The organism is Rhizobium sp. 0TCS1.26 (assembly GCF_050455525.1).
Classification (GTDB): Bacteria; Pseudomonadota; Alphaproteobacteria; order Rhizobiales; family Rhizobiaceae; genus Neorhizobium.
The window spans coordinates 284,638-311,368 of the sequence record NZ_JBCIYV010000004.1; the positions used below are offsets into that span (position 1 = coordinate 284,638).

Sequence of the window (26,731 nt, forward strand, 5' to 3'; positions counted from 1 at the left end):
ATGAGCCTGGATGCAGACAAACTGGCGGCGCTGCGGGAAAAGTACGGCAGCAGCGAAAGCGGCGAGATCTTCGACCCGGCTTTCGCAAAGGTGGGCGAGAAGATCTTCAGCAACGGCACGCGTGCCGCACCCTATGCGGGCGTGCCGACCTTCCTGTCGGCGCCCTACCGGCCGGCCGAGGCTGACAATCCCGATTTCGGCGACCTGCAGGTGGCGATCACCGGCGTGCCGATGGATCTCGGCGTCACCAACCGCCCGGGCTCGCGTTTCGGCCCCCGGGCTCTGCGCAGCATCGAGCGCATCGGACCCTACAACCATGTCCTCGGCTGCGCCCCGGTCCACGACCTGCGCGTCGCGGATATCGGCGACGTGCCGTTCCGCAGCCGCTACCGGCTGGAGATGAGCCACGACGACATCGAGAAGCGCTTCAACCAGATCGTCGATGCCGGCGTGATCCCGCTTGCCGTTGGCGGCGACCATTCGATCACCCATCCGATCATGAAGGCGGTGGGCAAGCACCGACCCGTCGGCATGATCCATATCGACGCCCACTGCGATACCAGCGGCGGCTTCGACCAGACGAAGTTCCACCACGGCGGCCCGTTCCGCAACGCAGTGCTGGACGGCGTTCTCGATCCGACGCGCACCGTACAGATCGGCATTCGCGGCTCGGCAGAATATCTCTGGGAGTTTTCCTACGAGAGCGGCATGACCGTGATCCATGCCGAGGAGATAACCGGGCTTGGCATCCCGGCGATCATCGACAGGGCAAAAGCGATCGTCGGCGACGGCCCGACCTATCTTTCCTTCGATATCGACAGTCTCGATCCGGCTTTCGCGCCGGGCACCGGCACGCCGGAGGTCGGCGGCCTGACGACGCGCGAAGTGCTGGAACTCATCCGCGGCCTGAAGGGCATCAACCTCGTCGGCGCCGATGTGGTGGAGGTCGCGCCGCAATATGACGCGACGACCAATACAGCCCATGCCGGCGCGCAGGTGCTGTTCGAGATCCTCAGCCTGATGGTGTTCAGCCCGGCGATCACCGGCAAGGCTTGAGGACGACGCGCCTCAGCTCTTGGCGAACACGTAGTCGGTCTCCTGGCGCAGCACCTCGCCGGGGCGAAGGATGGCACTCGGGAAGCCATCGTGGTTGATGGCATCCGGCCAGATCTGCGTCTCGAGGCAAAGCCCGCCATACGGATGATAGACCGCGCCGCCGAGCCCCGGCACCGTCGGCTTCAGCTTGAAGCCGCAATAGAGCTGGACGCCCGGCTCTGTGGTGCGCACTTCCAGCGAGACGCCGGAGTTGACGCTGCGCACCAGTGCAACGGAACGCTTTTCCGTTCGATTTGCCGACAGGCAGAAATTGTGGTCGAAATCGACCTGCGCACCATCCTCGCCGCTCCGGCGAACAGGGCCGAGCTGGCGCAGATCCATCGGCGTGCCGTTGACCGGAACCAGGACGCCCGTCGGCACCTGCTCCTCGTCGAGCTCCAGATAGTGATCGGCAGCGATCATGATGTCGTGGCCGAGGATATCCTCGCGGCCGTCGAGGTTGAAATAGGTGTGCTGGCAGACGTTGGCGAGCGTCGGCTGATCGGTAACGCTCTCGTAGATGACGCTGAGCACGCCATCATCCTTCAGCTCATAGGTGGCGGTGACGGTGCAATTGCCGGGATAGCCGCCGCGGCCGTCCGTGTCGGTGACCTGCAGGATCACCTTGTTGTCGGAATGGGCAATGATCGTCCAGTTGGTCTTGCCGAGACCGTCGCTGCCGCCGTGCAGATGTGTCGTGCCGTGCTGGTTGAGATCGAGCTGGTATTGCTTGCCGTCGAGCGTGAACCGACCGTGCCCGATGCGGTTGGCGACGCGGCCGGGGGTTGCGCCGAAATAGGAGGAGTATTTGGGATAATCGTCGAACGTGGCAAAGCCCAGCACCAGCGGCGCCTCGTGGCCTTCCAGCCGCAGATCCTGGATAACGGCGCCCCAGGTCATCACGTGGGCGGTCAGGCCACCGCCGGAAATCTTCACCCGGTACACCGTTTCGCCCGCGGCCGTCGTGCCGAAGATTTCACCTTGCGTTGCCATGCTTATCCGTCCTGTCCTCAGTCTTCTCACCGATCTGGCGCGGCGCAAACTGCGCCAAAACCGGTTCCTTCGCAATCCTTGAAATACGCTCAGCGGGTCAGGGCGCGCATTGCCTGCTCCAGGCCGGAAAGCGTCAGCGGGTACATCCGCCCGTCGAGGATGCGCCGCATGAGAATGGCCGACTGGGTGAAATCCCACTGTGGCTCGGCGAGTGGATTGATCCAGGCGACACGCCGGAAATGCGCGGTCATCCGGCCCATCCACACCTCGCCGGCCTCCTTGTTCCAGTGCTCCACCGAGCCGCCGGGATGGCTGATCTCGTAAGGGCTCATCGTCGCGTCGCCGACGAAGATGATCCGGTAGTCAGGCCCGTAGGTCCGCAGGATTTCGGTGACCGGCAGGCGCGTCGAGCGGCGGCGGTTGTCGCGCCAGACGCTCTCGTAGAGGCAGTTGTGGAAGTAGAAGTGCTCCAGGTGCCGGAATTCCGAGCGGGCTGCCGAAAAGAGCTCCTCCACCTCGGCCACGTGATCGTCCATCGATCCGCCGACATCGAAGAACATCAGCAGCTTCACCGAATTGCGCCGCTCCGGACGCGTCTGCACATCGAGATAGCCGTGCTCCGCGGTCGAGCGGATGGTGCCGGGGAGGTCAAGCTCATCGGCGGCACCGTCGCGCACCCAGCGGCGCAGCCGCTTCAGCGCCACCTTGATGTTGCGGGTGCCGATCTCGCGGGCATCGTCGAAATCGCGAAACTCGCGGCTGTCCCAGACCTTGACCGCCCGGCGATGCCGCGACGTCTTCTGGCCGATGCGCACGCCTTCCGGATTGTAGCCATAGGCCCCGAACGGAGAGGTGCCGGCCGTGCCGATCCACTTCGAACCGCCCTGATGGCGGCCCTGCTGCTCCTCAAGCCGCTTCCTCAGCGTCTCCATCAGCGCCTCGAAGCCGCCGAGCGAAGCGACCAGCGCTTTCTCCTCGGCGCTCAGGTGCCTTTCCGCAAGCTTGCGCAGCCACTCCTCCGGCAGCGGCTCCGGCTCGTTGACCTCCATGCCGGAGATGGCCTCGACGCCGCTGAAATGGGCGGAGAACACCTGGTCGAAGCGGTCGATGTGGCGCTCGTCCTTCACCAGCGCGGCGCGGGCGAGGTAATAGAAGGCCTCGACATCGAAATCGGCAAGTCCGGCCTCCATACCCTCCAGAAGGTCCAGGAATTCCCGCAGCGTGACCGGGACCCTGGCGTCCTTCAGCTTCAGGAAGAAGGGGATGAACATGCCGGGTCCTTGCTACCGCGTGCCGATCTGCTCCAGATCGTAAGGGGTGGTCTGGTAGAGCTCGTTGATCCAGTTGCCGAACAGCAGATGCGCGTGGCTGCGCCAGCGGTTCTGCGGCGTCAGTGCCGGATCGTTATGCGGGAAGTAGTTGTACGGCATCTTGATCGGAATTCCGGCATTCACGTCGCGAAAATATTCGTCCGCCAGCGATGTGGAATCATACTCGACGTGATTGAACATGTAGAGCCGGTTGCCCTTCTTCTCGTGAACGAGACAGACGCCCATTTCTTCCGATTCCATCAGGATTTCCAGCCCGTGGACCTTTTCGATGTCGGCGCGGCGGACTTCCGTCCAGCGTGACACGGGCACCTGGAAATCATCGGAGAAGCCGTTGAGATAGATGGAGGACGGGCAGAGATTGCGGTGCCGGTAGACGCCGAACGCCTTTTCCTTCAGCTCGTGCTTCGGCACGCCGTGGAAATGATAGATGGCGGCCATCGCGCCCCAGCAGACATTGAGCGTCGAATGGACATGGGTATCGGTCCAGTCGAAGATCTGCCGCATCTCCTCCCAATAGGTGACTTCCTCGTAGGGAAGCATCTCGACCGGCGCGCCGGTGATGATGAAGCCGTCGAACTTGCGGTCCTTCACCTCTTCCCAGGTCTGGTAGAACGACAGCAGGTGCTCTTCCGAGGTGTTCTTGGCCTTGTGGCCGCCGATCCGTACCAGCGAGAACTCGACCTGCAGCGGCGAGGCACCGACCAGACGGGCCATCTGCACTTCCGTCTTGATCTTGTTCGGCATCAGGTTGAGCAGGCCGATCTGCAGCGGACGAATGTCCTGCCGCACCGCCATGGTCTCGGTCATCACCCGCACGCCCTCGTTCACCAGTGCGTCGAAGGCGGGCAAGGTATCGGGGATCTTGATCGGCATGGGCTCGAACCTACAAAAACAAAAAAACCGGCAGCGAATGGTCGCGACCGGTCCGTGGAAGGTTTCACATCTTCTCGCGGCCCTTTAGCGACTTTTTTAACGTGGCTGCAAGCCGGCCGGCCAAATCACCACGAAGAGTGTCCTCAATAGGCCTTTCGCAGCCGAAGGTCAATCAATCCGGAATGTCCGGCCTTGCCACCTATCGCTCCCGCCTCGCCATGAACGCCATGCGCTCGAAGAGATGCACGTCCTGCTCGTTCTTCAGCAATGCGCCGTGCAGCTTCGGCAGCGCGTTCTTGACGTCGCCGCGCAGCGTCTCGGGATCGACGTCGTCCGACACCAGCAGCCGGATCCAGTCGAGCGCCTCCGAGGTCGACGGCTTCTTCTTCAAGCCCGCAGTCCCGCGGATCTCGTAGAACTGGGTGAGTGCGGCGCGCACGAGGGTCTGCTTGATGCCGGGATAGTGGACGTCGACGATCCGCGACAGCGTCTCGGCATCCGGAAAGCGGATGTAATGGAAGAAGCAGCGGCGCAGGAACGCGTCCGGCAGTTCCTTCTCGTTGTTGGAGGTGATGATGACGATCGGCCGGACCTTGGCCTTCACCGTCTCGCCCGTCTCGTAGACGTGGAATTCCATGCGATCGAGTTCCTGCAGAAGGTCGTTGGGGAACTCGATGTCTGCCTTGTCGATCTCGTCGATCAGCAGCACCACCTTGGTGTCCGAGGAGAAGGCCTGCCACAGCTTGCCCTGGCGGATGTAGTTCGACACCGCGTTCACCCGCGCATCGCCGAGCTGGCTGTCGCGCAGCCGCGACACTGCGTCGTATTCGTAGAGCCCCTGCTGCGCCTTGGTCGTCGACTTGATGTTCCACTCGATCATCGGCAGATCGAGCGCCGCCGCCACCTGCCGCGCCAGTTCGGTCTTGCCGGTACCTGGCTCGCCCTTCACCAGCAGCGGCCGCTCGAGGCGGATCGCTGCATTGACCGCGACCATCAGGTCCTTGTCGGCGATGTAGTCCGCGGTACCGGTAAATTGCATGCGGTGGATGCTCCTGCAGGGTTCGAAAGGCCTGGGCGGAAGGTAATCAGCCGGCACCGGGTCCGCAAGCGGCGTCCGGACGCCTGGGGCCACAAGATTGCGCTTGTATTCCCCAGCCGATCTGCGAGGCTGGCAAAAGGTCACGAGACATCGCAGGGCCAGCCGAAGGTCGCTCCGGAGCGGCGGCCGAAGCCTTGCGTGCCGCCAGCCTTCTTCTTCCGATCAGCCAATCGATGCGGCCGACAGCCACTCCGGACAGGATGTCACTCTCGCATAGCCAGTCCCGGAAACCAGCCTCTGAGAAAGACGGTCTGCCCGCCGCCCTCGACAAACCGATCCGCCACCACATCCGATACAGCTTGCTACCCCCGCAACGCCCCTCCGCAGATGGAGCCGGGCCACAAGGACAAGATCAATGGCCAAAGGTCAGGTACGTTCGAACCGCGAAGTGCGCAAACCGAAGAAGGACAAGACGAAGGCCGCCGCAGCGCCGACTTCCACCTTCACCACCCAGTTGAAGGGCGCCGAAGCCGCCGCCCCGAAGAAGCGCTAGAGTCCTATCCATCCCGACATCGGCCGCGGCGATAGCCGCCGCGACCTTCAAGCCGCCCGCTGCCGCGTCTTCGGCCTTTCCCTTTTGCCCGAAGATGCGCTAAGGGCAGGCCATGAGTTCATCCTCCTTCACCATCCTTCTGGGCGGCCACCTGACCCTCACCGATCGGCTGCGTGCGCTTGTCGATGGAACGAGGGTCATTGCCGCCGACAGCGGCATGCGCCATGCGCAGGGCCTGGGGTTGAAGCCGGAGCTTTGGGTGGGCGATTTCGACAGCAGCGACGCCGCACTAAGCCGCATGTGGCCGGATATCGAGCGCCGCACCTACCCGGCATCGAAGGCGGCGACCGATGGCGAGATCGCCGTCGCCGAAGCCATCGCCCGGGGCGCCACCCGGCTGATCTTTGCCGGGGCCCTGGGCGGCGAACGTTCCGACCATGCACTGCAGCACTACCTCAACGGTCTCGGTCTGGTCGAGGACGGCTACGAGGTAATGCTCTCGTCCGGTGATGAGGAAGCCTATCCGATGACCGGCGGCGACCGGCTGGAACTCGACCTGCCGCAAGGTGCGCTGTTCTCGGTGCTCGGCTTCACGGCACTCGAAGGCCTGACGATCCGCAATGCGCGCTATCCGCTCACCGATTTTTCGCTGACCTTCGGGTCGTCGCGCACCATATCCAATCTGGCAGACGGGCCGATCTCCGTGACGCTGAAGAGCGGCCGGGCGATCCTGCTCGCCAGACCCTACGACCTCAGCGGAGTCTAGACGACCGAATGGCACCTCCCATCCTCAAGCTCGACGACATCAGGCTGAGCTTCGGCGGCGCGCCGCTGCTCGACGGCGCCAATCTGCAGGTGGAGCCGGGCGACCGCATCTGCCTCGTTGGCCGCAACGGCTCCGGCAAGTCGACGCTGATGAAGATTGCCGCAGGCCTGGTCGAATCCCAGTCCGGCGAGGTGTTCCGCCATCCGTCGGCGACCATCCGCTATCTGGAGCAGGCACCCGACTTCGGCAGCTATCAGACGGTCCAGGCCTATGCCGAGGCGGGCCTTGGCCCGGGCGACGACGCCTACCGCGTTACCTATCTGCTCGACCATCTGGGCCTGACCGGCCAGGAAGATCCGAACCGGCTGTCGGGCGGCGAAGCGAGACGCGCGGCGCTTGCCCGCGTGATGGCGCCGGAACCCGACATCCTGATGCTCGACGAGCCGACCAACCATCTCGACCTGCCGACGATCGAATGGCTGGAAAGCGAGCTGCAGAAGAGCCGCAGCGCCCTGGTGCTGATCTCCCATGACCGTCGCTTCCTGGAAAAGGTCTCGACCGCCACCGTCTGGCTCGATCGCGGAACGGCGCGCCGGCTAGACCGCGGCTTCGGCTATTTCGAGGAATGGCGCGACAAGGTGCTGGAAGAGGAAGAGCTGGAGCAGCACAAGCTCGGCAAGCAGATCGAGCGCGAGGAGCACTGGCTGCGCTACGGCGTGACGGCCAGGCGCAAGCGCAACATGCGCCGGCTCGGCAACCTGCAGACGCTGCGCTCCAACTACCGAGGCCACCAGGGACCGCAGGGCACCATCCAGGCCTCGGCCTCGGAGGGCAAGGAAAGCGGCAAGCTGGTGATCGAGGCGGAGGCCATCACCAAGGCCTATGGCGACCGGCAGATCGTCGCGCCGTTCTCCATCCGCGTGCATCGCGGCGACCGGATCGGTCTCGTCGGCCCCAATGGCGCCGGCAAGACGACGCTGCTGAAGATGCTGACCGGTCAGCTGGAGCCCGACAGCGGCATCATCAAGCTCGGCACCAACCTCGAGATCGCAACGCTCGACCAGAAGCGCGAGGATCTCGATCTTAACGACACGCTGGCGCACTACCTGACCGACGGACGCGGCGAGAGCCTTCTGGTGAACGGCGAGCAGCGCCACGTGGCCGGCTACATGAAGGACTTCCTGTTCCAGCCGGAGCAGATGCGCACGCCGATCAAGAACCTGTCCGGCGGCGAGCGCGCCCGTCTGATGCTGGCGCGGATCATGGCCCGGCCGTCGAACCTGCTGATCCTCGACGAGCCGACGAACGACCTCGACATCGAAACGCTGGACCTGCTGCAGGAAATCGTCGCCGGCTTCAACGGCACCGTCATCCTCGTCAGCCACGACCGCGATTTCCTCGACCGCACCGTCACCTCGACCATTGCGCCGGCAAATCCCGAGGCGCCGGACGGCCGCTGGATCGAATATGCCGGCGGCTACACGGACATGATGGCGCAGCGCAAGGGCGCGCTCGACGAGAAGCGCCGGGTGGAGCGGGCGAAGGCAGATACCGCCAGCGCCGCGGCACCCGCGTCCGATACGCCGAAGTCGAAGGTGAAGCTCTCCTACAAGCAGAAATTCGCGCTCGAAAACCTTCCCAAGGAGATGGAGAAGGTGCAGGCAGATATTGATCAGCGCGAGGCGAAGATGGCCGATGCGAGCCTGTTCACCAAGGACCCGGCAGCCTTCAACCGCCTGGCCGCCGAGCTCGAAAAGCTGCGCGCAAAACTGACGGCGATGGAGGAAGAGTGGCTGGAACTGGAGATGCTGCGCGAGGAACTCGAAGGCTAACCTAACAGTTTGTTATACTTAACAAAGAGTTAGTGCTAATAAATCTGGCCCCGTGCCGGAACATTTCCCGAAATGGCACGTTCGGTCGACACTTGGTACAGAGATTGTTCAGGTGCGTGTTCAACAGAGGGATGTCCCATGTCGGCAAATGTAGTGCGTCGTCGGCTGGAAGATGCAGCCATGAAACAACGGGTCATGATCGTCGAGGACGAATTTCTCATCGCTCTCGACGTCGCCGACACAGTGGAAAGCATGGGGTTGACGGTAAGCGGCTTTGCCAGCGGCCGGATGCATGCCCTGTCGCTTGCTCCAAATGCGGATATTGCCCTCGTCGACGTCAACCTGTCTGACGGCCCGACCGGCCCGTCGATCGGCCGCGAGCTTGCCGAACGTTTCGGCGTGACGGTGATCTTCATGACCGCCAATCCGGAACAGCTCGAGGGGCACCCGAACGGCTCTCTCGGCGTCCTCACCAAGCCGGTCATGCCGCACTCGATCGAGGAGACGCTCGATTACGCCCTCGCCAATCGTCTGGGCGGCATCGCCGCAGTGCCGCGCGACCTGCAGATCTTCCGGCACGTCCACCACTTGCAAACGCACTGACACCCGAGGCGGCGCTTGCCAAGCGCCCGCCATCCGGCTACATCTCCGCCTGCTCTAACGGGGTGCCATATCCATGGCTGAGAGGCTTTTGCCAACCCGCGGAACCTGATCCGGTTAACACCGGCGGAGGGATTAGACGGCTCGATCTTCAGCGCCTATTCCCCGTTTTGAAAAGAACAAGGAGGCGCTGATGCGCGGATCCCAGATCATTGCCATGGCATTGCTTGCAGCTCTCGGCCTTACGGCTCCGGCCACTGCCGCCGAGAAGAAGACGCTGACCGTCTACACCTATGAAAGCTTCATCTCCGAGTGGGGTCCCGGCCCAAAGGTCAAGCAGGCCTTCGAGAAGACCTGCGACTGCACGGTCAACTTCGTCGGTGTCGCCGACGGCGTGGCGCTGCTGACCCGGCTTAAGCTCGAAGGCACCACCTCCACCGCCGACGTCGCGCTGGGGCTGGATACCAACCTCATTGCCGAAGCCAAGCAGACCGGCCTCTTCGAGGCGCACGGCATCGATACCTCTGCTGCGAAGGTTCCGGGCGGTTTTGTCGACGACGTCTTCGTGCCCTACGACTACGGTCACTTCGCCGTCGTCTACGACACAGAGACGATCAAGAACCCGCCGCGCAGCCTGAAGGACCTCGTCGAGGGCGACCCGAACCAGAAGATCGCCATCGAGGATCCGCGCACGTCGACGCCGGGTCTCGGCCTGCTTCTCTGGATCCGGTCCGTCTATGGCGACGAGGCGCCGGCCGCCTGGGCAAAACTGAAGAACCGCATCCTCACCGTGACGCCGGGCTGGTCGGAAGCCTACGGCCTGTTCACCAAGGGCGAGGCACCGATGGTATTCTCCTACGTCACCTCGCCGGCCTATCACATGGTCGAGGAAAACACAGATCGCTACCAGGCCGCCGCCTTCGACGAGGGGCACTACATCCAGGTCGAAGTCTCGGGGATCCTCAAATCCTCGAAGAACAAGGATCTTGCCCGGTCCTTCCTCGCCTTCACCCTGTCGCCGGACTTCCAGGCGATCATCCCGACCACCAACTGGATGATGCCGGCCGCTGCCACGGATGAAGCCCTGCCGGAAGCCTTCGGCAGGCTCGTGCAGCCGCAGAAGACGCTACTGATGAGCCCCGACGAGGTGGCCACCAACCGCCAGGCGTGGATCCGCGAATGGCTGTCCGCGATGAGCATGAAGTAGGCCGATGCTGACGGCGGGGGAGCGAGGCCGGGGACTTGCCGCAGGCGCGGCAAGCTTTGCCACGGTCGCGCTCTTCATCCTGGCGCCCAGCATCGCCCTGGTTTCCGCTTCGCCGGCAATGCCGGGGCGCGCCATCTTCGACAGCTACACGCTGAGCCTGCTGCGCTTTACCGTGCTGCAAGCGGTGCTCTCCACACTTCTCTCCGTTGGCCTGGCGATCCCCGTCGTGCTGGCGCTCGGCCGCCGGCCGGCGTTTCCCGGTCGCGTGTGGATCCTCCGGCTGATGGCCGTCCCCATGGGGCTGCCGGTGCTGATCGGGGCGCTCGGCCTGATCGGCATCTTCGGACGCCAAGGCCTGCTGAACCGCATGCTGGCAATGCTGGGGCTCGAGCAGCCTATCGGCATCTACGGGCTGGGCGGCATCCTGCTTGCGCATGTCTTCTTCAACCTGCCGCTTGCCTGCCGGTTGATGCTGGCCGGCCTTGAGCGCCTGCCGACGGAAACCTGGCGTCTTTCCTCCAGCCTCGGCATGGGATCCTGGTCGACCTTTCGCTTCATCGAGGCGCCTGCCCTCACCCGTACCCTGCCGGGTGCCGCAGGCCTCATCTTCATGCTCTGCGCCACGAGTTTTACGCTGGTGCTGGTGCTGGGCGGCGGCCCGGCGGCAACGACGCTGGAGGTGGCGATCTACCAGGCGCTGCGCTTCGATTTCGATCCGCCGCGGGCTGTTGCCCTGTCGCTGCTGCAGATCGCGCTGACCGCCTGCGTGCTGATTGCCATCAGCCGGCTGCCTGCAGCCGACGTGACGGGCGGCGGAGAGGGGCGCGCGCCACAGCGTTTTGATGGCAAAGGGCTCGGCAGCCGGGTCTGGGACGGGCTGGCGATCCTGCTTGCCACGGTCTTCCTGATCCTGCCGCTGTCGGCGATCGTAACTGCCGGCCTGAAGGCCGATCTCTGGCGACTGCTGACCATGCCGTCCTTCCGCCAGGCGGCCGTGACGAGCCTCGCGATCGCGCTGGCGGCCGGAACCTTGGCCATTCTTGTGGCCTCCGGCATCGTGCTTGCTCGCGCCGCGATCGTCGACAGGCGCAAGCCTGCCCGGTTTCAGGCGCTGTTCTCGGGGCTGCTTGCCGGCCTCTCCTCGCTGGTTCTCCTGGTGCCGCCGGTGGTGCTTGGAACCGGGTGGTTCCTGCTGGTGCGGCCTTACACCGATGTTGCGCGTGTCGCACCGGCGCTGATCGTCGCCATCAATATGCTGATGGCACTGCCCTTCGTCGTGCGCATCCTGGAGCCGGCCTACCAGACACATGCCAGACGCACCGATCGGCTGGCGGCAAGTCTGGGGATCTCAGGCGCTGCGCGCTGGCGGCTGGTCGACTGGCCGGTGCTGCGCCGGCCACTTCTGATGGCGCTGTCCTTTGCCATGGCGCTGTCGCTCGGCGATCTCGGCGCCGTGGCGCTGTTCGGATCGCAGGACCTGACGACGCTGCCATGGCTGGTCTACAGCCGCATGGGAAGCTACCGCACCAACGATGCCGATGGCCTAGCCCTCATTCTCGGCGTCGTCTGCCTCGCATTGACGGCACTGGGGACGGCCGGCGCCGCAGACAGCAACCGACGGCCGGACATCGCAACCGGCGATCATGATCGCGAGGACGGCAGATGAGGGAAATACCAGCCGTCGAACTGAAGGACGTGAGGCTGCGGCTCGGCACCGCATCGTTCCGCTTCGACTGCGCATTTCCGGCAGGCGACATCACCGCCATCACCGGCGCGTCCGGATCCGGCAAGTCGACGCTGCTCAACCTCGTCGCCGGCTTCGAGACACCGGAGGAGGGCCGCGTGCTGATCGGTGGAGAGGAGATGACGAGCCGGCATCCGGGCGAGCGTCCGCTCTCCGTCATCTTCCAGGACAATAATCTCTTCGCCCATCTCGATGTCTATGCAAATGTCGGGCTCGGCGTCCATCCGGGCCTGCGGCTCGACGAGGCGGGCAGACGCCGGGTTTCCTCGGCGCTCGAGCGTGTTGGACTTGGCGGATACGAGAAGCGCCGACCGGGAACGCTGTCCGGCGGTGAGCGCCAGAGGGTGGCGTTTGCCCGGGCGCTGGTTCGGCATCGGCCGCTGCTTCTGCTCGACGAACCGTTCGCGGCGCTCGATCCGGCGCTGCGCCGGTCGATGGCCGAACTCCTGCTCGATCTTCACCGCGAAACGAAGATGACGGTGCTCGTGGTGACGCACGACGTGGAGGAAGTGAAACGGCTCGCCGAAAGCGTCATCTACATCGCCGACGGCACTATCCGCTTCCAGGCGCCGAAGGACGTGTTTATGCTGCACAGCGAAGATCCGGGAATCGCCAGATTCGTCGGCTCTTCATAAAGCCTCAACCACTCCGCCACATTTTAGACTTGGGTCAGTGCCATGCCGCGATGCGAAATAGGCGGGACGATTGCTTGCAGCCACACATGTTCTACTTAAATGGGGAACGAGGCAATTCGGCGAGCCAATCAGCCATCCGTAGTGACGGTCAGGAGACAGCGGCGGGAAGGCAAATGCCGCGACATGCCGGATGGCGAGCGTGAAAGAATGACGTTTCCAAGCAGACGGATCGATATCGCAGGAAGTGGCCAAACCGGCCACAAAGCAGCTACGGCCGGCACCCGGCTCAGGAGCGCCCGCATGCGCTCGCTCATATCCCTGCTGATCGCAGCAACGGCGCTGTCCAGCTGCCAGTCGGTGCTGGAGCAGACCTACAAGCCCGACGTCAAGCCGTCGTCGACCCCGCAGATCGTCGATCAGGTGCAGAAGAACGATCCGCGTGCGCAAATGGGTGCGCGCGAGCATCCGCGCATCGTTGCAAGCTACGGCGGCGAATATCATGACGCCAAGACCGAGAGGCTGGTCGCGCGCATTGCCGGTGCTCTGACCGCCGTCTCCGAAAATCCCACACAGTCTTTCCGTATCACCATTCTCAACTCGCCGGCGATCAACGCGTTTGCGCTGCCGGGCGGCTATCTCTACGTCACACGCGGATTGCTGGCACTGGCCAACGACGCCTCCGAAGTGGCGGCTGTCCTGTCGCACGAGATGGGCCACGTGACCGCCAACCACGGCATCGAGCGCCAGAAGCGCGAGGAAGCGGAAGTCATCGCCAGCCGCGTGGTCGCCGAGGTGCTGTCCAGCGATCTCGCCGGCAAGCAGGCACTGGCACGCGGCAAGCTGAGGCTCGCCGCCTTCTCCCGCCAGCAGGAGCTGCAGGCGGACGTGATCGGCGTGCGCATGCTCGGCGAGGCCGGCTACGACCCCTATTCCGCGGCGCGTTTCCTTGACTCGATGGCCGCCTATGCCCGCTATTCGGCCGTCGATCCCGACAACGACCAGAGCCTCGACTTCCTGTCGAGCCATCCGAACGCGCCGCAGCGCGTCGAGCTTGCCCGCCAGCACGCGCGTGCTTTTGGCCAGGAAGGCACCTTCGGCGATCGCGGCCGCGACTATTATCTGACCGGGATCGACGGACTTCTCTATGGCGACAGCCCGGAAGAAGGCTATGTGCGCAACGAGACCTTCCTGCATGCAGGGCTCGGCATCCGCTTCGACGTGCCGGAAGGCTTCCGCATAGACAACAAGGCTGAAGCCGTGCTGGCGACCGGTCCGGACGAGACGGCGATCCGCTTTGACGGCGTCAAGGCTGAAACCGAACAGAGCCTCACCAACTACCTGACGAGCGGCTGGGTTGCCGGCCTTCTGCCGGAAACGGTGCGCGAGACGAAGGTGAACGGCCTGCAGGCGGCCACTGCTAGGGCATCGGCCGAGCGCTGGGATTTCGATGTGACGGTGATCCGGCAGGACAAGCAGATCTTCCGCTTCCTGACCGCGGTGCCAAAGGGCAACCAGTCGCTGGAGACGACCGCCAACATTTTGCGCAACACCTTCCGCAGCATGACGCCGCAGGAAATCGCCCAGCTGAAGCCGCTGCGCGTGCGCGTGGTGACGGTTGCGCCGGGCGACAACCTGACCACCATGTCTGCGAGGATGATGGGGACCGACCGCAAGGTCGACCTGTTCAGACTGATCAATGCGCTGCCATCAGGGGCGGCATTGTCGCCCGGCCAGCGCGTCAAGATCATTTCCGAATAAAGAAGAGCCTGCCCGGCAGACCGGGCATCGGCAGGTGCTGCAGCGAGTTCGGCAGCGAGTTTCGGCGGCCAGTCCGGCCGCCGGTACGAGTGCCTGCTCAGCAGACCATTGCCATCTGCGGGTTGATGGTGACCAGCGCCGATTTCAGCTTCTCGATCGCCCGGCTTTCGATCTGGCGTACGCGTTCCTTCGAAATGCCGAGTTCCGCGCCGAGAGCCTCAAGCGTCGCGCCGTCGTCGGTCAGCCGGCGGGCGTGGATGATCTTCTTCTCGCGCTCGTTGAGCTTGGTAAGCGCGCCCTGCAGCCACTTGACCCGGCGCTCGCCGTCGATCATGCCGGAAACCTGCTCGTCCGGCAGCGGCTCTCCGCTTTCCAGCATGTCGAGCCGTTCGACGCTGTCGGTATCGCCGGCAATCGATGGCGCCTGGAGAGAGGCGTCATTTCCGGACAGTCGCGCGTCCATCGTCTGCACGTCGGCGACGCTGACGCCCAGTGCCGTGGCGATTTCCTCGTGGATTTCGCGGGCGCCGAGATTGCTGTCGCCACGCGACAGCTTGGCGCGCAGGCGGCGAAGATTGAAGAACAGCGCCTTCTGGGCAGAGCTGGTGCCGCCGCGGACGATTGACCAGTTGCGCAGAATGTAATCCTGCATGGAAGCCCGGATCCACCAGCTTGCATAGGTGGAAAAACGCACGTCGCGGGCTGGCTCGAACCTTGCCGCCGCCTCCAGCAGCCCTACATAACCCTCTTGTACGAGGTCGCTCATCGGCAGGCCGAAGCCGCGGAACTTGGAAGCCATGGCGATCACGAGACGCATATGCGCCAGTGCGATCTGGTTGCGCGCATCCTGGTCCTGGTCATCCTTCCAGCGGACAGCCAGGTCGCGCTCCTCCTCACGCGCAAGATAAGGTGCCGACATGGCAATCTTGATCATCGTGCGGTCTGCGGACATGGCATTCATCGCGCTCTCTCCATGAGACTGTGTGACCCGGCAAAAGCCTTCGTCCGATGCTGCTCCTGTTGAACTCTTCGACAGAGACAGCAGGCACGGCACGAGATAAACAGGCTTTTGGCTCCCCTTTATTCTGCATGGGGCGCCGGCTTCACGCATGCGTCCCCCTGATAGTCCGGCACCACGAAAGCTCCTGAGGCACCTCAGACTGTCTCGCCGCACCGGCGGATCAACGCGCGGCAGGAGCAAAAGTTCCCACAAAAAAACCCGGCCTGAGCCGGGTTCTTTGAATTGAAACAGGAAAGCAGCAGCTTATGCGGCTTCCTCGTGGGATTCTTCTTCGTCGAGGACCTTGTTGCGCTTGGGACCCTTGGCAAGGTTGGTTTCGACCAGACGAACCGCTTCCGTATCGGACATCTTGTTGACTGCCGCGATTTCGCGCGCCATGCGATCGAGAGCCGCTTCGTACAGCTGGCGCTCCGAATAGGACTGCTCCGGCTGGTTTTCAGCACGATACAGATCGCGCACCACTTCGGCGATGGAGATCAGATCGCCCGAATTGATCTTCGCGTCGTATTCCTGAGCGCGGCGCGACCACATCGTCCGCTTGACGCGCGCCTTGCCCTGGACAACCTTCAATGCACGCTCGACGAAATCAGTCTCGGACAGCTTGCGCATACCGATGCTGACCGCCTTGGCGACCGGCACCTTCAGGCGCATCTTGTCCTTTTCGAAATCAATCACGAACAGCTCGAGCTTCATTCCAGCCACTTCCTGTTCCTCGATCGCCGTGATAGTGCCTACGCCATGCGCGGGATATACGATCGATTCGCCGGTCTTGAAGCCGTGGCGTGCTGAAGATTTTTTCTGCTGGGTCGTCATTCGTTTAACAAACTCCCTGTTACGCACTCGGCAATCCATGTGCCGGGGCCGGGTCAGTCAGGCCCGGATGAGACGGGGGAACCGTCAGGTGACTCCATACTGGTCCGACCAAACGCGCGCGAAAACAACATCCATCGCGATCAGCGACGACAAGATCCAAAAATTGGCTTTGTCACGGGAACCGCGCAGGGTGCTCTGGTGCTTTCGTGATGTTTTTGGGCACGCGAATGCCGCTTTGTGGAACAGTTTCTATTGTCTACCACAAAAATAGGCAGAAATCAATGATTTGCTTTCGCAGATGCTCAGATGCAACGATCGAATCGCTGCCTAATCGGCAAGCAGCGACGTAGCGGAGCCTGCGCCGGTCAGTCGCCCTTGCCGGGCTCCGTCGAAAAATACTGCTCGAACTTGTTGCTGACGCCGTCCATTTCCTTGGCTTCCGGAAGGGCATCACGCTTGACGGTGATGTTCGGCCAGACCTGGGCGTAATCGGCATTGACCTTCAGCCACTTGTCCAGACCCGGTTCGGTGTCCGGCTTGATCGCCTCTGCCGGACATTCGGGCTCGCAGACGCCACAGTCGATGCATTCGTCCGGATGGATGACCAGGAAGTTCTCGCCTTCGTAGAAGCAGTCGACCGGGCATACTTCGACGCAGTCGGTATATTTGCAGCGGATGCAATTGTCGGTCACGACATACGTCATGAGGCACTCCAGAATGTCACGAATTTGCGGCAGGCTGTCGGACGAATGATTGGCAGACACGCCAAATCCAGCCGATCGAGCAGCCGACAAGTCCGGCGTTGCGACAGTGAGGTAATGCGTTTGCCCCTGGTTCGCAAGGACAAACCTTTCTAAATCCGACGGCCTGCTAGATGGTTTTCCTAGTGACCCTCATCACCGGGATCTGGAAGCAGCCGATCCGTCAGCCGCCGTTCCCGCTTTGTCGGGCGGCCCGCACCGGGCTGGCGCAGCGCCTGCTCGAAAGCGGTTAGCCTTTTTGCTTCCTCTGCCGGCGGCGTCAGATCGTCGTAGAGCAACCGGGCTTCCTCGTACGGGCCCCGCCTCTCACCGGCAGCCTTGACCTGCAGCACGAGGTCTCGCCTGTCCAGGGAAAGGTTGATCCGATCGCCCGCCTTCAGCTGAAAGCTCGGCTGCGACACGAGGACGCCATTCACCCGCACATTGTTCGAGTGGATGAACGCCTGGGCAAGCGATCGGGATTTGACCATGCGGGCAAAGAACAGCCATTTGTCGAGGCGCTGACGCGCAACTCCGGGCGGCACTTGTTCCGTCATCAGCCTACTTCTTCATTTGCTCCTTGAGAGCAGCCAGCTTGGCGAAGGGTGAATCCGGATCGATCGGCTTCTCCTTACGCGGCGGACGAGCCTCAAAGCGAGCCGGCTGCGCAGTCTTCTGCCGATCGTTGCGATCGTTCCTGTCGTTACGGTCGCCGCGTGGCGGACGATCGCCCTTGCCGTCGGGCCGGCGGTCACCGCGCGGCTTGCCGCCGTTGCGATTGCCACCATCCCGCTGACCGCCTTCACGCTGGCCACCCTCGGCACCACGGGCTGCGTGTTCGGTACGCTCGCCGCCACCGCGACGATCATCGCGTCGACCTTCGCCCGGTGCGCGGTTGGCAGGCGCCCGTCGTTCTCCCTGCGGACGACCACCGCGCTGGTTTTCGCTACGTCCGCCACCCGGACGCCACAGCAGAACCGGCTTGGGTTCTTCTTCGGCAACAGGCTCGGACGCCGGTGCCGGTTCGGCATCGGTCGTCTCGGCGGGAGCTGACTCGACACCTTCTTCCGCTGCGGCGGCTTCATCAGCGGCCGGCGCCTCGGCTGCAGCTTCAGGCTCCGCGCCAGCGACGGCTTCGACCTGCGGTTCGGAGGCAGCATCTTCTGCGGCGGTTTCGGCGACCGCTTCCGGCGCCTGAGCCTCGTCGGTCGCAGCATCCGCACTGTCAGCATCGTCAGCTTCGGAGGCCGGCGCCGTTTCTGCCGAGGCTTCTGCCGCGGGGGCAGCGCTTGCGGCGCTTGCCGACTGGCCGGCGAGGAAGGCCTGCGCCTCTTCCGGCTTTACCGCATCGGCGCGGTAGCCGAGACCTTTGAGAATTTCTTCCATGTCGTCCGGCGTCGCGCCGAGAATGGAGAGCATGGCGGTCGTCGTGGTGAAGCGTCGCCCATCATAGGCGCCTTCCGGACGCTGGCCGTTGCCCGGCTTCCACTGCAGGAGCGGCCGGATGAGATCGGCGAGGCGTTCGAGGATATCCACGCGAACAGCACGCTTGCCGAGGAAACGGAAGCCGGCGAGCTTGTAGAAGTTGCGCTCGAAGGTCGGATCGGTGACCACCGAGGTGCGGCCGGCTGCCAGCGCCGGGATGAGATCGCCATAGCCCGGCTTGTCGAGACCGTCGTTCTTCAGCGCCCAGAGCAGCGTGATCAGTTCGGCCGGGGCCGGCTTCAGCAGCGCCGGCATGAAGATGTGGTAGGCGCCAAAGCGGATGCCGTAGCGGCGCATCGAGGCGCGCGCATCCTGATCAAGCGTCTTGACGTCGTCGGCAACGTCGCGCCGGAAGAGGACACCGAGATTTTCGACGAGCTGGAACGCGAGCCCCTTGGCAAGCCCCTGCAGGTCTTCGGCACGCGACAGATCGTCAAGCGGCTTCAGGACCGTGGCGATGTGATGATTGACGAAGCGCTCGAGGCGAGCAGCCACGTGATCGCGAGCATTGCCGGTCAACTGCTCGTCGGCGAGCAGGATGAGACGCGGATGCATGATGTGATCGCCGGCCGCGAGCTTTGCCACCGGATCGCCGAGCCAGCGGACGAAACCGTCCGAGCCGACGGCGATGTCGCTATTGCCACAAGCGTAGAGCCGCGCAGCGCGAGCCTCGAACTCCAGCGACAGGGCCTTCTGGGCAGCCGTCTGCACAGCCTTGGCATCCGGCCCTTCGGCACCGGAAACAGGCGTAAACCGGAAACCGGCTAGTTGACCGACGTGGTGTCCCTCGACGAAGACATCCCCATTCACACTGATTTCAGCTTCCAGCATCGCATTCTCTCTCAGGCGCTTCATGAGCACAGATGTCCTGCGATCAACAAAGCGTTTCGTCAACCTTTCATGTAGCGCGTCCGACAACCTGTCTTCGATTTCCCGTGTCTTTTCTTGCCAGTGTGTCGGATGCGCCAACCAACCCGGACGGTTGGAGACATAAGTCCATGTTCTGATCTGGGCGATGCGGGCGGACAGCGTATCAATCTCGCCGTCGGTCCGATCGGCCCGCTGCACCTGCGTCGCCATGAAGTCTTCATTCACCGCGCCGAGCCGCACAAGATCGGAAAATATCGTCGAAATCAGGTCGGCATGCTGTGCCGGCGTGATGCGCCGGTAATCGGGAAGCGCGCAGGCTTCCCACAGCTTCTCGACATTTTCGGGCGTCGTCGCGGCATCGATGATCTCGGGATAGCGCGACAGATAGTCGAGCGCCTGGCTGTCCGTCGCCGGCAGGGCGCGGGTCAGGCCGTGGACGGTCGGCGTCGCATCGAGGCTGGCACGCAGGTCGCGGATGGAGGAAAAGTTGAGCGCCTTGGAGCGCCACTGCAAGACCTTCACCTGGTCGAAGTGGTGGCTCTGGATGCGCTCCACCAGGTCTTCGTCGAACGGCGCTACCTGGCCAGTCACCCCGAACGTGCCATCCCGCAGGTGGCGGCCGGCGCGGCCGGCAATCTGGCCCATTTCGCCGGCATTGAGATTGCGGAACTGGTATCCGTCGAACTTTCGATCCTGGGCAAAGGCGACGTGATCGACATCGAGATTGAGGCCCATCCCGATTGCATCGGTTGCCACCAGATACTCGACGTCGCCGGCCTGGTAGAGACCGACCTGGGCATTTCGAGTGCGAGGCGACAGCGCACCGAGGACCACCGCCGCCCCGCCGCGCTGACGGCGGATCAGTTCGGCGATCGCATAGACCTCGTCGGCCGAAAAGGCGACGATGGCGGTGCGCTGCGGCAGGCGGGTGATCTTTTTCTGCCCCGCATAGAAGAGGGTGGACAGGCGGGGGCGCTCGACGACGGTGATGCCGGGCAGCAGACGCTCAAGGATCGGCCGCATGGTGCCGGCGCCGAGAAGCAGGGTCTCTTCCCGTCCGCGCAGATGCAGGATCCGGTCGGTGAAGATGTGCCCCCGCTCGAGATCGCCGGCGAGCTGAACCTCGTCGATGGCGACGAACGCCGCCTTCGTCTCGCGCGGCATGGCCTCGACGGTACAGACCGAAAACCGTGCCAGATGCGGGGTGATCTTTTCCTCGCCGGTGATCAGCGCGACGTTGTGGTGCCCGACCTTCTCGACCAGCCGGCCATAGACCTCGCGCGCCAGGAGACGAAGCGGCAGGCCGATCACGCCGGATCCGTGAGCAACCATGCGCTCGATGGCATAATGGGTCTTGCCGGTATTGGTCGGGCCGAGGACCGCGGTAACGCCGCGGCCGCTCAAGATCATGGGCTGGGAATTCAAAAGCTCTGTCCGCACATCGTCTGAAGCCGCCGCGACGATGCGGCTGACACCTCACACATGGCGTTTCGAACCGGCGATGGCAAGCCGCAAGGGCTCCGGAGTGACGGCGGTAACGGAAATCCTGCCAGTTTTCTCGATGCGTGCACGTTCGGAACAGCGGGCGAACAAAGCACGGACGAATCGCTGACTCTCCTGAGTCACCCTTTGTTCCGCGCGGCTACTGGAGCTCGCAGGAGCCGGAAGCAAGCCGACCAGGCCTCCCTGGGGGCAGCCAATTCGTGATGCCATCTACAGTGATTTTGTGGCGTCACATAAATCGGACATTGGGTTGGAACAAAATCGCAGTGGTCACGTTTTCGCCGCACAAACCAACGTGTTGGAGAAGTTCGAATGCTCGGGACCATTTTGCTGATCATTGTCATTCTGCTCTTGATCGGCGCCCTGCCGAACTGGGGTCATAGCCGCAGCTGGGGTTACGGCCCGTCGGGCGGTCTCGGTCTCGTCGTCCTCATACTGATCATTCTGCTCCTGATGGGCAGAATCTAAAGTTTGCAAAACTCGATTATAACAGGGAAGGAAAGCCTCACATGAAAAAGATCCTCGCCGTTGCAGCCATGGTTGGCATGCTCGCATCGTGCACCTCGACCGAAAGAGGCACGGCCATCGGTGCCGGCACGGGTGCCGTCGTCGGCGGTGCCGTGACCAACAGCTGGGGTGGTGCAGCAGTAGGCGCCGTTGCCGGCGGCCTGGTTGGCGCCGCTGTCGGCGAGTCGCAGAAGCGTCAGGGCTATTGCGTCTACCGCGATCGCTACGGCCGCAACTACGAAGCTCGTTGCCGCTAAGCGATAACGCTGTCTAGAAAAGAGACCGGTGTGCCCCCCGCATGCCGGTCTCTTTTTGTATTGTGCCTGGAGATCAACGCACGAGGACGCCTCGTGGATCAGGTGAAGTACTGGCCGCCATTGGCGCTGATCGTCGAGCCGGTGATGAACCCGGCATCGTCGGAAACCAGGAATACGACGCAGCGTGCGATCTCTTCCGGTCTTCCGAGCCTGCCGACCGGGATCTGCGGCAGGATCCGCTCGTTCATTACCTTCTCGGGTACCGCCAGCACCATTTCTGTTGCCGTGTAACCGGGGCAGACGGCATTGACGGTGATGTTCTTCGCCGCCCCTTCGAGCGCCAACGACCGGGTAAAGCCGAGATCTCCGGCCTTGGCCGCCGAATAGTTGACCTGCCCCATCTGGCCCTTCTGTCCGTTGATCGAGGAAATGTTGACGATGCGTCCGAAGCCCCGCTCGCGCATGCCCGGCCAGATCGGATGCGTCATGTTGAAGAGGCCGCTGAGATTGGTTGCGATCACCGCGTTCCAATCACCTGGCGTCATCTTGTGGAACATCGTGTCGCGGACGATGCCGGCGTTGTTGACGAGGATCTCTACCGGACCCATCTGCGCCTCGACCTCGCCGATCCCCGTGACGCAGGCCTCGTAGGACGACACGTCCCACCTGAAGACGGGGATGCCGGTCTCCTCCTGGAAGGCGAGTGCCCGCTGCTCGTTGCCGGCATAGTTGGCCGCGACGCTGTAGCCCGCCGCCTTCAGCGCCTTCGAGATTGCCGCTCCGATACCGCGCGTGCCACCGGATATCAACGCCACTCTGGTCATGCAGCATCTCCCCCTTGCGGTTGCGACGCGCGACCCGTGCCGCGCGGTCGTCTCGATCCGGCAGCCGGTCCGGCTACAGGGCCTCCAGGCACATGGCAACACCCATGCCGCCGCCGATGCAGAGCGTTGCCAGCCCCTTGCGGGCGCCGCGCCGCTTCATTTCGAACAGCAGCGTGTTGAGCACCCGCGCGCCCGATGCGCCGATCGGATGGCCGATGGCGATCGCCCCACCGTTGACGTTGACGATCGACGGATCCCAGCCCATGTCCTTGTTGACGGCACAGGCCTGTGCGGCGAAGGCTTCGTTGGCTTCCACCAGATCGAGATCGGCGGCCGACCAGCCGGCCTTTTCCAGCGCCTTGCGCGAAGCCGGGATCGGCCCGGTGCCCATGATCTGCGGATCGACGCCGGCAGTGGCCCAGGAAACGATGCGCGCCATCGGCGAAATCCCGCGACGGACGGCCTCTTCCTCGGTCATCATCACAGTGGCCGCCGCACCGTCATTGATGCCGGAGGCGTTGGCCGCCGTCACGGTGCCGTCCTTGTCGAAGGCCGGGCGCAATTTCGTCATGCTGTCGAGCGTCACGCCGGCGCGGATATATTCGTCGGCGTCGACGGTTACGTCGCCCTTGCGGCCCTTGATGACGAACGGCACGATCTCGTCCTGAAAACGGCCGGCCTTCTGGGCGGCTTCCGCCTTGTTCTGCGAAGCGACGGCGAACTGGTCCTGCTCGTCGCGCGAGAGCTGCCACTGGCGGGCGATGTTTTCGGCGGTGATGCCCATGTGATAGCCGTAGAAGGCGTCGGTCAGGCCGTCCTTGATCATCGTGTCGATCAGCTTCATGTCGCCCATCTTGGTGCCGCCGCGCAGATGCGCGCAGTGCGGTGCCATGGACATCGATTCCTGACCACCGGCGACGATGATCTTTGCATCGCCGAGCGCGATCTGCTGCATTCCGAGGGCCACAGCCCGCAGGCCGGAGCCGCACAGCTGGTTGACGCCCCAGGCCGTCGTCTCCTGCGGCACGCCGGCCTTCATCGCCGCCTGACGGGCCGGGTTCTGGCCCTCGCCTGCCGGCAGCACCTGGCCGAGAATGACCTCGTCGACATCCGCCGCTTCGACACCGGCACGCTCCAGCGCCGCCTTGATGGCCACAGCCCCCAATTCGTGCGCTGCAACATTGGCGAAGGCTCCGTTGAAGGATCCGACTGCCGTGCGGGCCGCCGAGGCGATGACGATGGATGGCTGGCTCATGGCTGTCTCCTCAAGATGCTTTGTATTGTTGGACGCGAGACTGGCAAAGCTTTCGACGCAAGTCAAAGGGTCTGACGGAGGGGTGCAGGCGGGATGCCTGCGCAAGCGCACGATCGACAGGCCGCAAGGCCGTCTCGCATCGCACAAATGGATTGTCAGTTTCTAATTTTTAAGCGTAAGGTTGCCGTGGGAGAAATACCGAAAATACCATATTGGCGGGATCAGGAGGCAATTATGGCAAAGACGGATGGTGAGGTTGTCATTAAAAAATATGCCAACCGCCGCCTCTACAATACGGGCACCAGCACCTATGTGACGCTGGAAGACCTGGCGCAGATGGTCAAGAAGGGCCAGGAGTTCAAGGTACAGGACGCCAAGAGCGGTGACGACATCACCCACTCGGTCCTCACGCAGATCATATTCGAGCAGGAATCGAAGACCGGCAACACGCTGCTGCCCATCTCGTTCCTGCGGCAGCTGATCTCCTATTACGGCGATCAGATGCAGATGGTCGTGCCGACCTTCCTCGAGCATTCGATGAAGACGTTCGCCGATCAGCAGGCGCAGATGCGCGAGCAGATGACCCGTGCCTTCGGCGAGACGCCGCTGACCAAGAACCTGCAGGCGCCGATGCAATTGATGGAGGAGCAGGTCCGTCGCAACACCGAACTGTTCCGCCAGGCGATGCAGATGTTCACGCCGTTCAACGGTAACGGGACGGCCGAGACGTCGAAGAAGGCACCGGATGCCCGCGATCTAGACGAGCTCAAGGAGCAGCTGCGGACGCTGCAGACCCGGCTCGACAGCCTCGGAACCTAGATAAGGCGCGAGGGCCTGGGTTGGAGCGGCCGCAGGCTGCACGACCCCGGCCTTGCGGCATCTTGGCGATCAATGGCGCAGGCCAAGCATCGGGACGCTAAAGCGGGCGTCTCAAAGAAAATCCGGACAACAAAAAAGGCCGGGCAATGCCGGCCTTTCCGCTCGCAAATCCCGAATGAGGATTATGCGCTTTCCTTCGGCGTCAGAACCTGACGGCCGCGGTACATGCCGGTCTTCAGGTCGATGTGGTGCGGACGACGCAGTTCACCGGAGTTCTTGTCTTCGATGTAGGTCGGCGTCTTGAGCGCGTCAGCGGAGCGGCGCATACCGCGCTTCGACGGGCTCGTTTTTCTCTTCGGTACAGCCATTTTCGTTACTCCAAATTGTCAGGCAGGAGATGTTCGGCGGCCGTGATGGGCCGAGCTTCACATCTCTCGATCTCGGAATTTGCCGGGCTTATACATGGCGTGGCGGCGATTGACCAGTCCCTGCCGGGATTTTTTGCGCGATCGCCGGTCGGAAACGCTCGGCAACTCAGACGGCCTCTGCATGCCCCCCGGCAAAGCCTTGTCGGGCAGCGGCAGGATCTCGCGCAACGGCTCATGTGGTCGGACACATAGAAGCCCGGAGGCGGCTACCCGTACCCAGGGTACCCCAGGCACTCCAGCCCCTTCCGGCCCGAGGATCACGCCTCGTCGGCGGGAACCACCCATGTCTCGGCAAGTGACGCATCCCGCCAGGCCACCCATGCCGGATGCGCCTGCACCGCCTGGATATAGTCAATGGTTTCGGCGTCGAGATCGAAATCGTAGACGTCCAGACGGTTGACCACCGGCGCGAACATGGCATCGGCGGCCGAGAACGCTCCGAACAGGAACGGCCCGCCCGAGCGCATGCGCATGGTCTTCCAGATCTCGGTGATCCGCGCCACGTCGGTCAGGACGCCATCGGCAAGCTCGATCTTGCCCTTCTGGCGCCGCATGTTCATCGGGCAGGCGCCGCGCAGGGCCCGGAAGCCCGACAGCATTTCCATCGAGATCGACCGAGCCATGGCCCGGTCTGCCGGGTCCAGCGGCCAGATGCCCGCTTCTGGGTAGAGCTCTGCCACATATTCGATGATGGCGAGCGATTCCCAGACATGCAGGCTGCCATGCTGCAGCACCGGCACCTTGCCCGTCGGCGAGAACTCCCGGAAGCGCGGATTGCTGGCATTGTCGTCGAAGGGGATCAGCACCTCGTCGAAGGGGATATCTGCAGCCTTCATGGCAATCCACGGCCGGAACGACCATGACGAATAGTTCTTGTTGGCGATGTAGAGGACCAGACCGTCCATGATGTTCTCCCGCAGAGGTGCCCGCGATGCCAATCTAGGCGGACGTCGGCGAATCCACTAACGAGATTTGCTGCTGTCACTCATAAAGACATCTGATGTATTCGCCCGAGCCCCGCGCCCGCCGCTCGACGACCGAGGCGAGACGCTGCAGGCCGCGGCCCGGCTTGCCGGCTATCCGTGTGATCGGATTGGGCAGTGATACGGCCAGAAGCGCCGCCTGACGACGACTGAGCTTTTCTGCCGGCACCCGGAAGTGATGATGGGCCGCCGCCTCGATGCCGTAGATGCCAGGACCCCATTCGGCGACGTTGAGGTAGATTTCCATGACCCGCCGCTTCGACCAGACGAGATCCGCCCACATGGCGAGCGGGACTTCCATACCCTTGCGCAGGAAGGAGCGGCCGTTCCACAAAAACAGGTTCTTGACCGTCTGCATTGGGATTGTGCTGGCGCCGCGCGTCGGCTCGCCGTCGATGGCATCCTGCATGACGCCGCGCATCTGCACCCAGTCGACACCGTCATGGGCGCAGAACTGGCCGTCCTCGGACATCATCACCGACTGCACGAGGACCGGCGAGATGGTGTCGAAGGGCACCCATCGCCGGTCGTAACCATTCAGCGTCGCGAGCTCGCTGACCATCAGCGTCGAAACCGGGTGAATGAAGGGGAGCGCGTAGACGAGCACCAGCCCGTAGGGCAACAGCAGCAGCGCGAGGATAACGACGGCTGCCCGCCTCAACCATCCGGATAGGGGAAGGCCACGGCGCGTTGCCGGCAAGGGCTCCTCCTCTTCGGATTGCCGCTCGGGTGTAACGTCCAACATTCCCACTCGTTTTCGTAGATCCCTGCCGGATATAGACGCAGCCACAGGCGAAAGC

General features: G+C 63.3%; 26 protein-coding genes and 2 riboswitches. Of the genes, 12 read left to right on the forward strand and 14 right to left on the reverse strand.

Going from position 1 to position 26,731, the window contains the following annotated elements; all coding sequences use genetic code 11:
* The gene (speB, locus tag AAIH46_RS19160; RefSeq protein ID WP_430307652.1) at nucleotides 1-1,056 is read left to right on the forward strand and encodes an agmatinase; all 1,056 of its coding nucleotides are present in this window, start codon (nucleotides 1-3) and stop codon (nucleotides 1,054-1,056) included.
* A 12-nt stretch (nucleotides 1,057-1,068) separates the two neighbouring features.
* Here the strand turns inward: speB and AAIH46_RS19165 are convergent, their stop codons facing one another.
* From AAIH46_RS19165 to AAIH46_RS19180, 4 genes are all read right to left on the reverse strand, one after another.
* The gene (locus AAIH46_RS19165) at nucleotides 1,069-2,094 is read right to left on the reverse strand and encodes an aldose epimerase family protein (protein ID WP_430307761.1); all 1,026 of its coding nucleotides are present in this window, start codon (nucleotides 2,092-2,094) and stop codon (nucleotides 1,069-1,071) included.
* A gap of 83 nt (nucleotides 2,095-2,177) precedes the next feature.
* Nucleotides 2,178-3,359 carry a vWA domain-containing protein gene (locus AAIH46_RS19170; protein ID WP_430307653.1) on the reverse strand — a complete coding sequence of 394 codons (1,182 nt, stop codon included), beginning with the start codon at nucleotides 3,357-3,359 and terminating at the stop codon, nucleotides 2,178-2,180.
* 12 nt (nucleotides 3,360-3,371) lie between these two features.
* On the reverse strand, nucleotides 3,372-4,292 hold the full coding sequence (gene metA, locus AAIH46_RS19175; protein ID WP_430307654.1) for a homoserine O-acetyltransferase MetA: 921 nt from the start codon (nucleotides 4,290-4,292) through the stop codon (nucleotides 3,372-3,374).
* A gap of 64 nt (nucleotides 4,293-4,356) precedes the next feature.
* Nucleotides 4,357-4,434: riboswitch (SAM riboswitch) on the reverse strand.
* Between the two features lie 57 nt (nucleotides 4,435-4,491).
* The gene (locus tag AAIH46_RS19180; protein ID WP_430307655.1) at nucleotides 4,492-5,331 is read right to left on the reverse strand and encodes an AAA family ATPase; all 840 of its coding nucleotides are present in this window, start codon (nucleotides 5,329-5,331) and stop codon (nucleotides 4,492-4,494) included.
* Nucleotides 5,332-5,746: 415 nt separating this feature from the next.
* On the opposite strand from AAIH46_RS19180, the gene AAIH46_RS19185 reads away from it, so the two are divergent.
* The 8 genes from AAIH46_RS19185 to AAIH46_RS19220 all read left to right on the forward strand — a co-directional run bounded on the left by AAIH46_RS19185 (nucleotide 5,747) and on the right by AAIH46_RS19220 (nucleotide 14,426).
* Nucleotides 5,747-5,884, forward strand: a complete 138-nt coding sequence (locus AAIH46_RS19185; RefSeq protein WP_430307656.1) for a hypothetical protein — start codon at nucleotides 5,747-5,749, stop codon at nucleotides 5,882-5,884.
* 112 nt (nucleotides 5,885-5,996) lie between these two features.
* On the forward strand, nucleotides 5,997-6,650 hold the full coding sequence (locus AAIH46_RS19190) for a thiamine diphosphokinase (RefSeq protein WP_430307657.1): 654 nt from the start codon (nucleotides 5,997-5,999) through the stop codon (nucleotides 6,648-6,650).
* 8 nt (nucleotides 6,651-6,658) lie between these two features.
* Nucleotides 6,659-8,482, forward strand: a complete 1,824-nt coding sequence (locus AAIH46_RS19195; RefSeq protein WP_430307658.1) for an ABC-F family ATP-binding cassette domain-containing protein — start codon at nucleotides 6,659-6,661, stop codon at nucleotides 8,480-8,482.
* A 138-nt stretch (nucleotides 8,483-8,620) separates the two neighbouring features.
* Nucleotides 8,621-9,085, forward strand: coding sequence for a response regulator (locus AAIH46_RS19200; RefSeq protein ID WP_430307659.1), 465 nt, complete (start codon nucleotides 8,621-8,623; stop codon nucleotides 9,083-9,085).
* A gap of 48 nt (nucleotides 9,086-9,133) precedes the next feature.
* Nucleotides 9,134-9,234: riboswitch (TPP riboswitch) on the forward strand.
* 65 nt (nucleotides 9,235-9,299) lie between these two features.
* Nucleotides 9,300-10,289, forward strand: coding sequence for a thiamine ABC transporter substrate binding subunit (thiB, locus tag AAIH46_RS19205; protein WP_430307762.1), 990 nt, complete (start codon nucleotides 9,300-9,302; stop codon nucleotides 10,287-10,289).
* A 4-nt stretch (nucleotides 10,290-10,293) separates the two neighbouring features.
* Nucleotides 10,294-11,955: a thiamine/thiamine pyrophosphate ABC transporter permease gene (gene thiP, locus AAIH46_RS19210; RefSeq protein ID WP_430307660.1), complete on the forward strand. Its 1,662-nt coding sequence runs from the start codon at nucleotides 10,294-10,296 to the stop codon at nucleotides 11,953-11,955.
* Nucleotides 11,952-12,668, forward strand: a complete 717-nt coding sequence (locus tag AAIH46_RS19215) for an ATP-binding cassette domain-containing protein (RefSeq protein WP_430307661.1) — start codon at nucleotides 11,952-11,954, stop codon at nucleotides 12,666-12,668. Before thiP ends, AAIH46_RS19215 begins: the two co-directional genes overlap by 4 nt.
* Before the next feature lie 300 nt (nucleotides 12,669-12,968).
* Nucleotides 12,969-14,426 (forward strand): M48 family metalloprotease, encoded by a 1,458-nt coding sequence (locus tag AAIH46_RS19220; RefSeq protein ID WP_430307662.1) that lies wholly within the window; start codon nucleotides 12,969-12,971, stop codon nucleotides 14,424-14,426.
* Between the two features lie 97 nt (nucleotides 14,427-14,523).
* Here AAIH46_RS19220 and AAIH46_RS19225 read toward each other — a convergent pair whose 3' ends face one another.
* The 5 genes from AAIH46_RS19225 to AAIH46_RS19245 all read right to left on the reverse strand — a co-directional run bounded on the left by AAIH46_RS19225 (nucleotide 14,524) and on the right by AAIH46_RS19245 (nucleotide 20,765).
* A complete protein-coding gene (locus tag AAIH46_RS19225; protein WP_430307663.1) occupies nucleotides 14,524-15,387 on the reverse strand; it encodes an RNA polymerase factor sigma-32 in 864 nt (287 codons plus the stop codon).
* 303 nt (nucleotides 15,388-15,690) lie between these two features.
* Nucleotides 15,691-16,260 carry a CarD family transcriptional regulator gene (locus tag AAIH46_RS19230; protein ID WP_430307763.1) on the reverse strand — a complete coding sequence of 190 codons (570 nt, stop codon included), beginning with the start codon at nucleotides 16,258-16,260 and terminating at the stop codon, nucleotides 15,691-15,693.
* Between the two features lie 365 nt (nucleotides 16,261-16,625).
* Nucleotides 16,626-16,964, reverse strand: a complete 339-nt coding sequence (fdxA, locus tag AAIH46_RS19235; RefSeq protein WP_430307664.1) for a ferredoxin FdxA — start codon at nucleotides 16,962-16,964, stop codon at nucleotides 16,626-16,628.
* A 179-nt stretch (nucleotides 16,965-17,143) separates the two neighbouring features.
* The gene (locus tag AAIH46_RS19240) at nucleotides 17,144-17,557 is read right to left on the reverse strand and encodes an RNA-binding S4 domain-containing protein (RefSeq protein WP_430307665.1); all 414 of its coding nucleotides are present in this window, start codon (nucleotides 17,555-17,557) and stop codon (nucleotides 17,144-17,146) included.
* A gap of 4 nt (nucleotides 17,558-17,561) precedes the next feature.
* Entirely contained in the window at nucleotides 17,562-20,765 is a 3,204-nt protein-coding gene (locus AAIH46_RS19245; protein WP_430307666.1) for a helicase-related protein, read from the reverse strand.
* Between the two features lie 405 nt (nucleotides 20,766-21,170).
* On the opposite strand from AAIH46_RS19245, the gene AAIH46_RS19250 reads away from it, so the two are divergent.
* Complete coding sequence (locus AAIH46_RS19250) at nucleotides 21,171-21,326, forward strand: DUF3309 family protein (RefSeq protein ID WP_430307667.1); 156 nt, start codon at nucleotides 21,171-21,173, stop codon at nucleotides 21,324-21,326.
* A 41-nt stretch (nucleotides 21,327-21,367) separates the two neighbouring features.
* Complete coding sequence (locus tag AAIH46_RS19255) at nucleotides 21,368-21,622, forward strand: YMGG-like glycine zipper-containing protein (RefSeq protein WP_430307668.1); 255 nt, start codon at nucleotides 21,368-21,370, stop codon at nucleotides 21,620-21,622.
* Between the two features lie 98 nt (nucleotides 21,623-21,720).
* On the opposite strand, the gene AAIH46_RS19260 is transcribed toward AAIH46_RS19255, so the two are convergent.
* Together AAIH46_RS19260 and AAIH46_RS19265 are read right to left on the reverse strand one after the other, a co-directional pair.
* A complete protein-coding gene (locus tag AAIH46_RS19260; RefSeq protein WP_430307669.1) occupies nucleotides 21,721-22,446 on the reverse strand; it encodes a beta-ketoacyl-ACP reductase in 726 nt (241 codons plus the stop codon).
* A 73-nt stretch (nucleotides 22,447-22,519) separates the two neighbouring features.
* Nucleotides 22,520-23,701, reverse strand: a complete 1,182-nt coding sequence (locus AAIH46_RS19265; protein ID WP_430307670.1) for an acetyl-CoA C-acetyltransferase — start codon at nucleotides 23,699-23,701, stop codon at nucleotides 22,520-22,522.
* A gap of 234 nt (nucleotides 23,702-23,935) precedes the next feature.
* On the opposite strand from AAIH46_RS19265, the gene phaR reads away from it, so the two are divergent.
* Nucleotides 23,936-24,520, forward strand: coding sequence for a polyhydroxyalkanoate synthesis repressor PhaR (gene phaR, locus AAIH46_RS19270; protein WP_430307671.1), 585 nt, complete (start codon nucleotides 23,936-23,938; stop codon nucleotides 24,518-24,520).
* A 182-nt stretch (nucleotides 24,521-24,702) separates the two neighbouring features.
* Here phaR and rpmF read toward each other — a convergent pair whose 3' ends face one another.
* The 3 genes from rpmF to mtgA all read right to left on the reverse strand — a co-directional run bounded on the left by rpmF (nucleotide 24,703) and on the right by mtgA (nucleotide 26,721).
* Nucleotides 24,703-24,888 (reverse strand): 50S ribosomal protein L32, encoded by a 186-nt coding sequence (gene rpmF / locus AAIH46_RS19275; RefSeq protein ID WP_025425225.1) that lies wholly within the window; start codon nucleotides 24,886-24,888, stop codon nucleotides 24,703-24,705.
* 317 nt (nucleotides 24,889-25,205) lie between these two features.
* The gene (locus AAIH46_RS19280) at nucleotides 25,206-25,853 is read right to left on the reverse strand and encodes a glutathione S-transferase family protein (protein WP_430307672.1); all 648 of its coding nucleotides are present in this window, start codon (nucleotides 25,851-25,853) and stop codon (nucleotides 25,206-25,208) included.
* Between the two features lie 76 nt (nucleotides 25,854-25,929).
* Nucleotides 25,930-26,721, reverse strand: coding sequence for a monofunctional biosynthetic peptidoglycan transglycosylase (gene mtgA / locus AAIH46_RS19285; RefSeq protein ID WP_430307673.1), 792 nt, complete (start codon nucleotides 26,719-26,721; stop codon nucleotides 25,930-25,932).
* Between the last annotated feature and the right edge of the window lie 10 nt (nucleotides 26,722-26,731).

Excerpts from the sequence above, each read along its gene's own strand:
- speB (WP_430307652.1), top strand. The coding sequence starts at position 1 with ATGAGCCTGGATGCAGACAAACTGGCGGCGCTGCGGGAAAAGTACGGC.
- AAIH46_RS19170 (WP_430307653.1), bottom strand. The coding sequence starts at position 3,359 with ATGTTCATCCCCTTCTTCCTGAAGCTGAAGGACGCCAGGGTCCCGGTC.
- metA (WP_430307654.1), bottom strand. The coding sequence starts at position 4,292 with ATGCCGATCAAGATCCCCGATACCTTGCCCGCCTTCGACGCACTGGTG.
- AAIH46_RS19180 (WP_430307655.1), bottom strand. The coding sequence starts at position 5,331 with ATGCAATTTACCGGTACCGCGGACTACATCGCCGACAAGGACCTGATG.
- AAIH46_RS19185 (WP_430307656.1), top strand. The coding sequence starts at position 5,747 with ATGGCCAAAGGTCAGGTACGTTCGAACCGCGAAGTGCGCAAACCGAAG.
- AAIH46_RS19190 (WP_430307657.1), top strand. The coding sequence starts at position 5,997 with ATGAGTTCATCCTCCTTCACCATCCTTCTGGGCGGCCACCTGACCCTC.
- AAIH46_RS19195 (WP_430307658.1), top strand. The coding sequence starts at position 6,659 with ATGGCACCTCCCATCCTCAAGCTCGACGACATCAGGCTGAGCTTCGGC.
- AAIH46_RS19200 (WP_430307659.1), top strand. The coding sequence starts at position 8,621 with ATGTCGGCAAATGTAGTGCGTCGTCGGCTGGAAGATGCAGCCATGAAA.
- thiB (WP_430307762.1), top strand. The coding sequence starts at position 9,300 with ATGGCATTGCTTGCAGCTCTCGGCCTTACGGCTCCGGCCACTGCCGCC.
- thiP (WP_430307660.1), top strand. The coding sequence starts at position 10,294 with ATGCTGACGGCGGGGGAGCGAGGCCGGGGACTTGCCGCAGGCGCGGCA.
- AAIH46_RS19215 (WP_430307661.1), top strand. The coding sequence starts at position 11,952 with ATGAGGGAAATACCAGCCGTCGAACTGAAGGACGTGAGGCTGCGGCTC.
- AAIH46_RS19220 (WP_430307662.1), top strand. The coding sequence starts at position 12,969 with ATGCGCTCGCTCATATCCCTGCTGATCGCAGCAACGGCGCTGTCCAGC.
- AAIH46_RS19225 (WP_430307663.1), bottom strand. The coding sequence starts at position 15,387 with ATGAATGCCATGTCCGCAGACCGCACGATGATCAAGATTGCCATGTCG.
- AAIH46_RS19230 (WP_430307763.1), bottom strand. The coding sequence starts at position 16,260 with ATGACGACCCAGCAGAAAAAATCTTCAGCACGCCACGGCTTCAAGACC.
- fdxA (WP_430307664.1), bottom strand. The coding sequence starts at position 16,964 with ATGACGTATGTCGTGACCGACAATTGCATCCGCTGCAAATATACCGAC.
- AAIH46_RS19240 (WP_430307665.1), bottom strand. The coding sequence starts at position 17,557 with ATGACGGAACAAGTGCCGCCCGGAGTTGCGCGTCAGCGCCTCGACAAA.
- AAIH46_RS19245 (WP_430307666.1), bottom strand. The coding sequence starts at position 20,765 with ATGATCTTGAGCGGCCGCGGCGTTACCGCGGTCCTCGGCCCGACCAAT.
- AAIH46_RS19250 (WP_430307667.1), top strand. The coding sequence starts at position 21,171 with ATGCTCGGGACCATTTTGCTGATCATTGTCATTCTGCTCTTGATCGGC.
- AAIH46_RS19255 (WP_430307668.1), top strand. The coding sequence starts at position 21,368 with ATGAAAAAGATCCTCGCCGTTGCAGCCATGGTTGGCATGCTCGCATCG.
- AAIH46_RS19260 (WP_430307669.1), bottom strand. The coding sequence starts at position 22,446 with ATGACCAGAGTGGCGTTGATATCCGGTGGCACGCGCGGTATCGGAGCG.
- AAIH46_RS19265 (WP_430307670.1), bottom strand. The coding sequence starts at position 23,701 with ATGAGCCAGCCATCCATCGTCATCGCCTCGGCGGCCCGCACGGCAGTC.
- phaR (WP_430307671.1), top strand. The coding sequence starts at position 23,936 with ATGGCAAAGACGGATGGTGAGGTTGTCATTAAAAAATATGCCAACCGC.
- rpmF (WP_025425225.1), bottom strand. The coding sequence starts at position 24,888 with ATGGCTGTACCGAAGAGAAAAACGAGCCCGTCGAAGCGCGGTATGCGC.
- AAIH46_RS19280 (WP_430307672.1), bottom strand. The coding sequence starts at position 25,853 with ATGGACGGTCTGGTCCTCTACATCGCCAACAAGAACTATTCGTCATGG.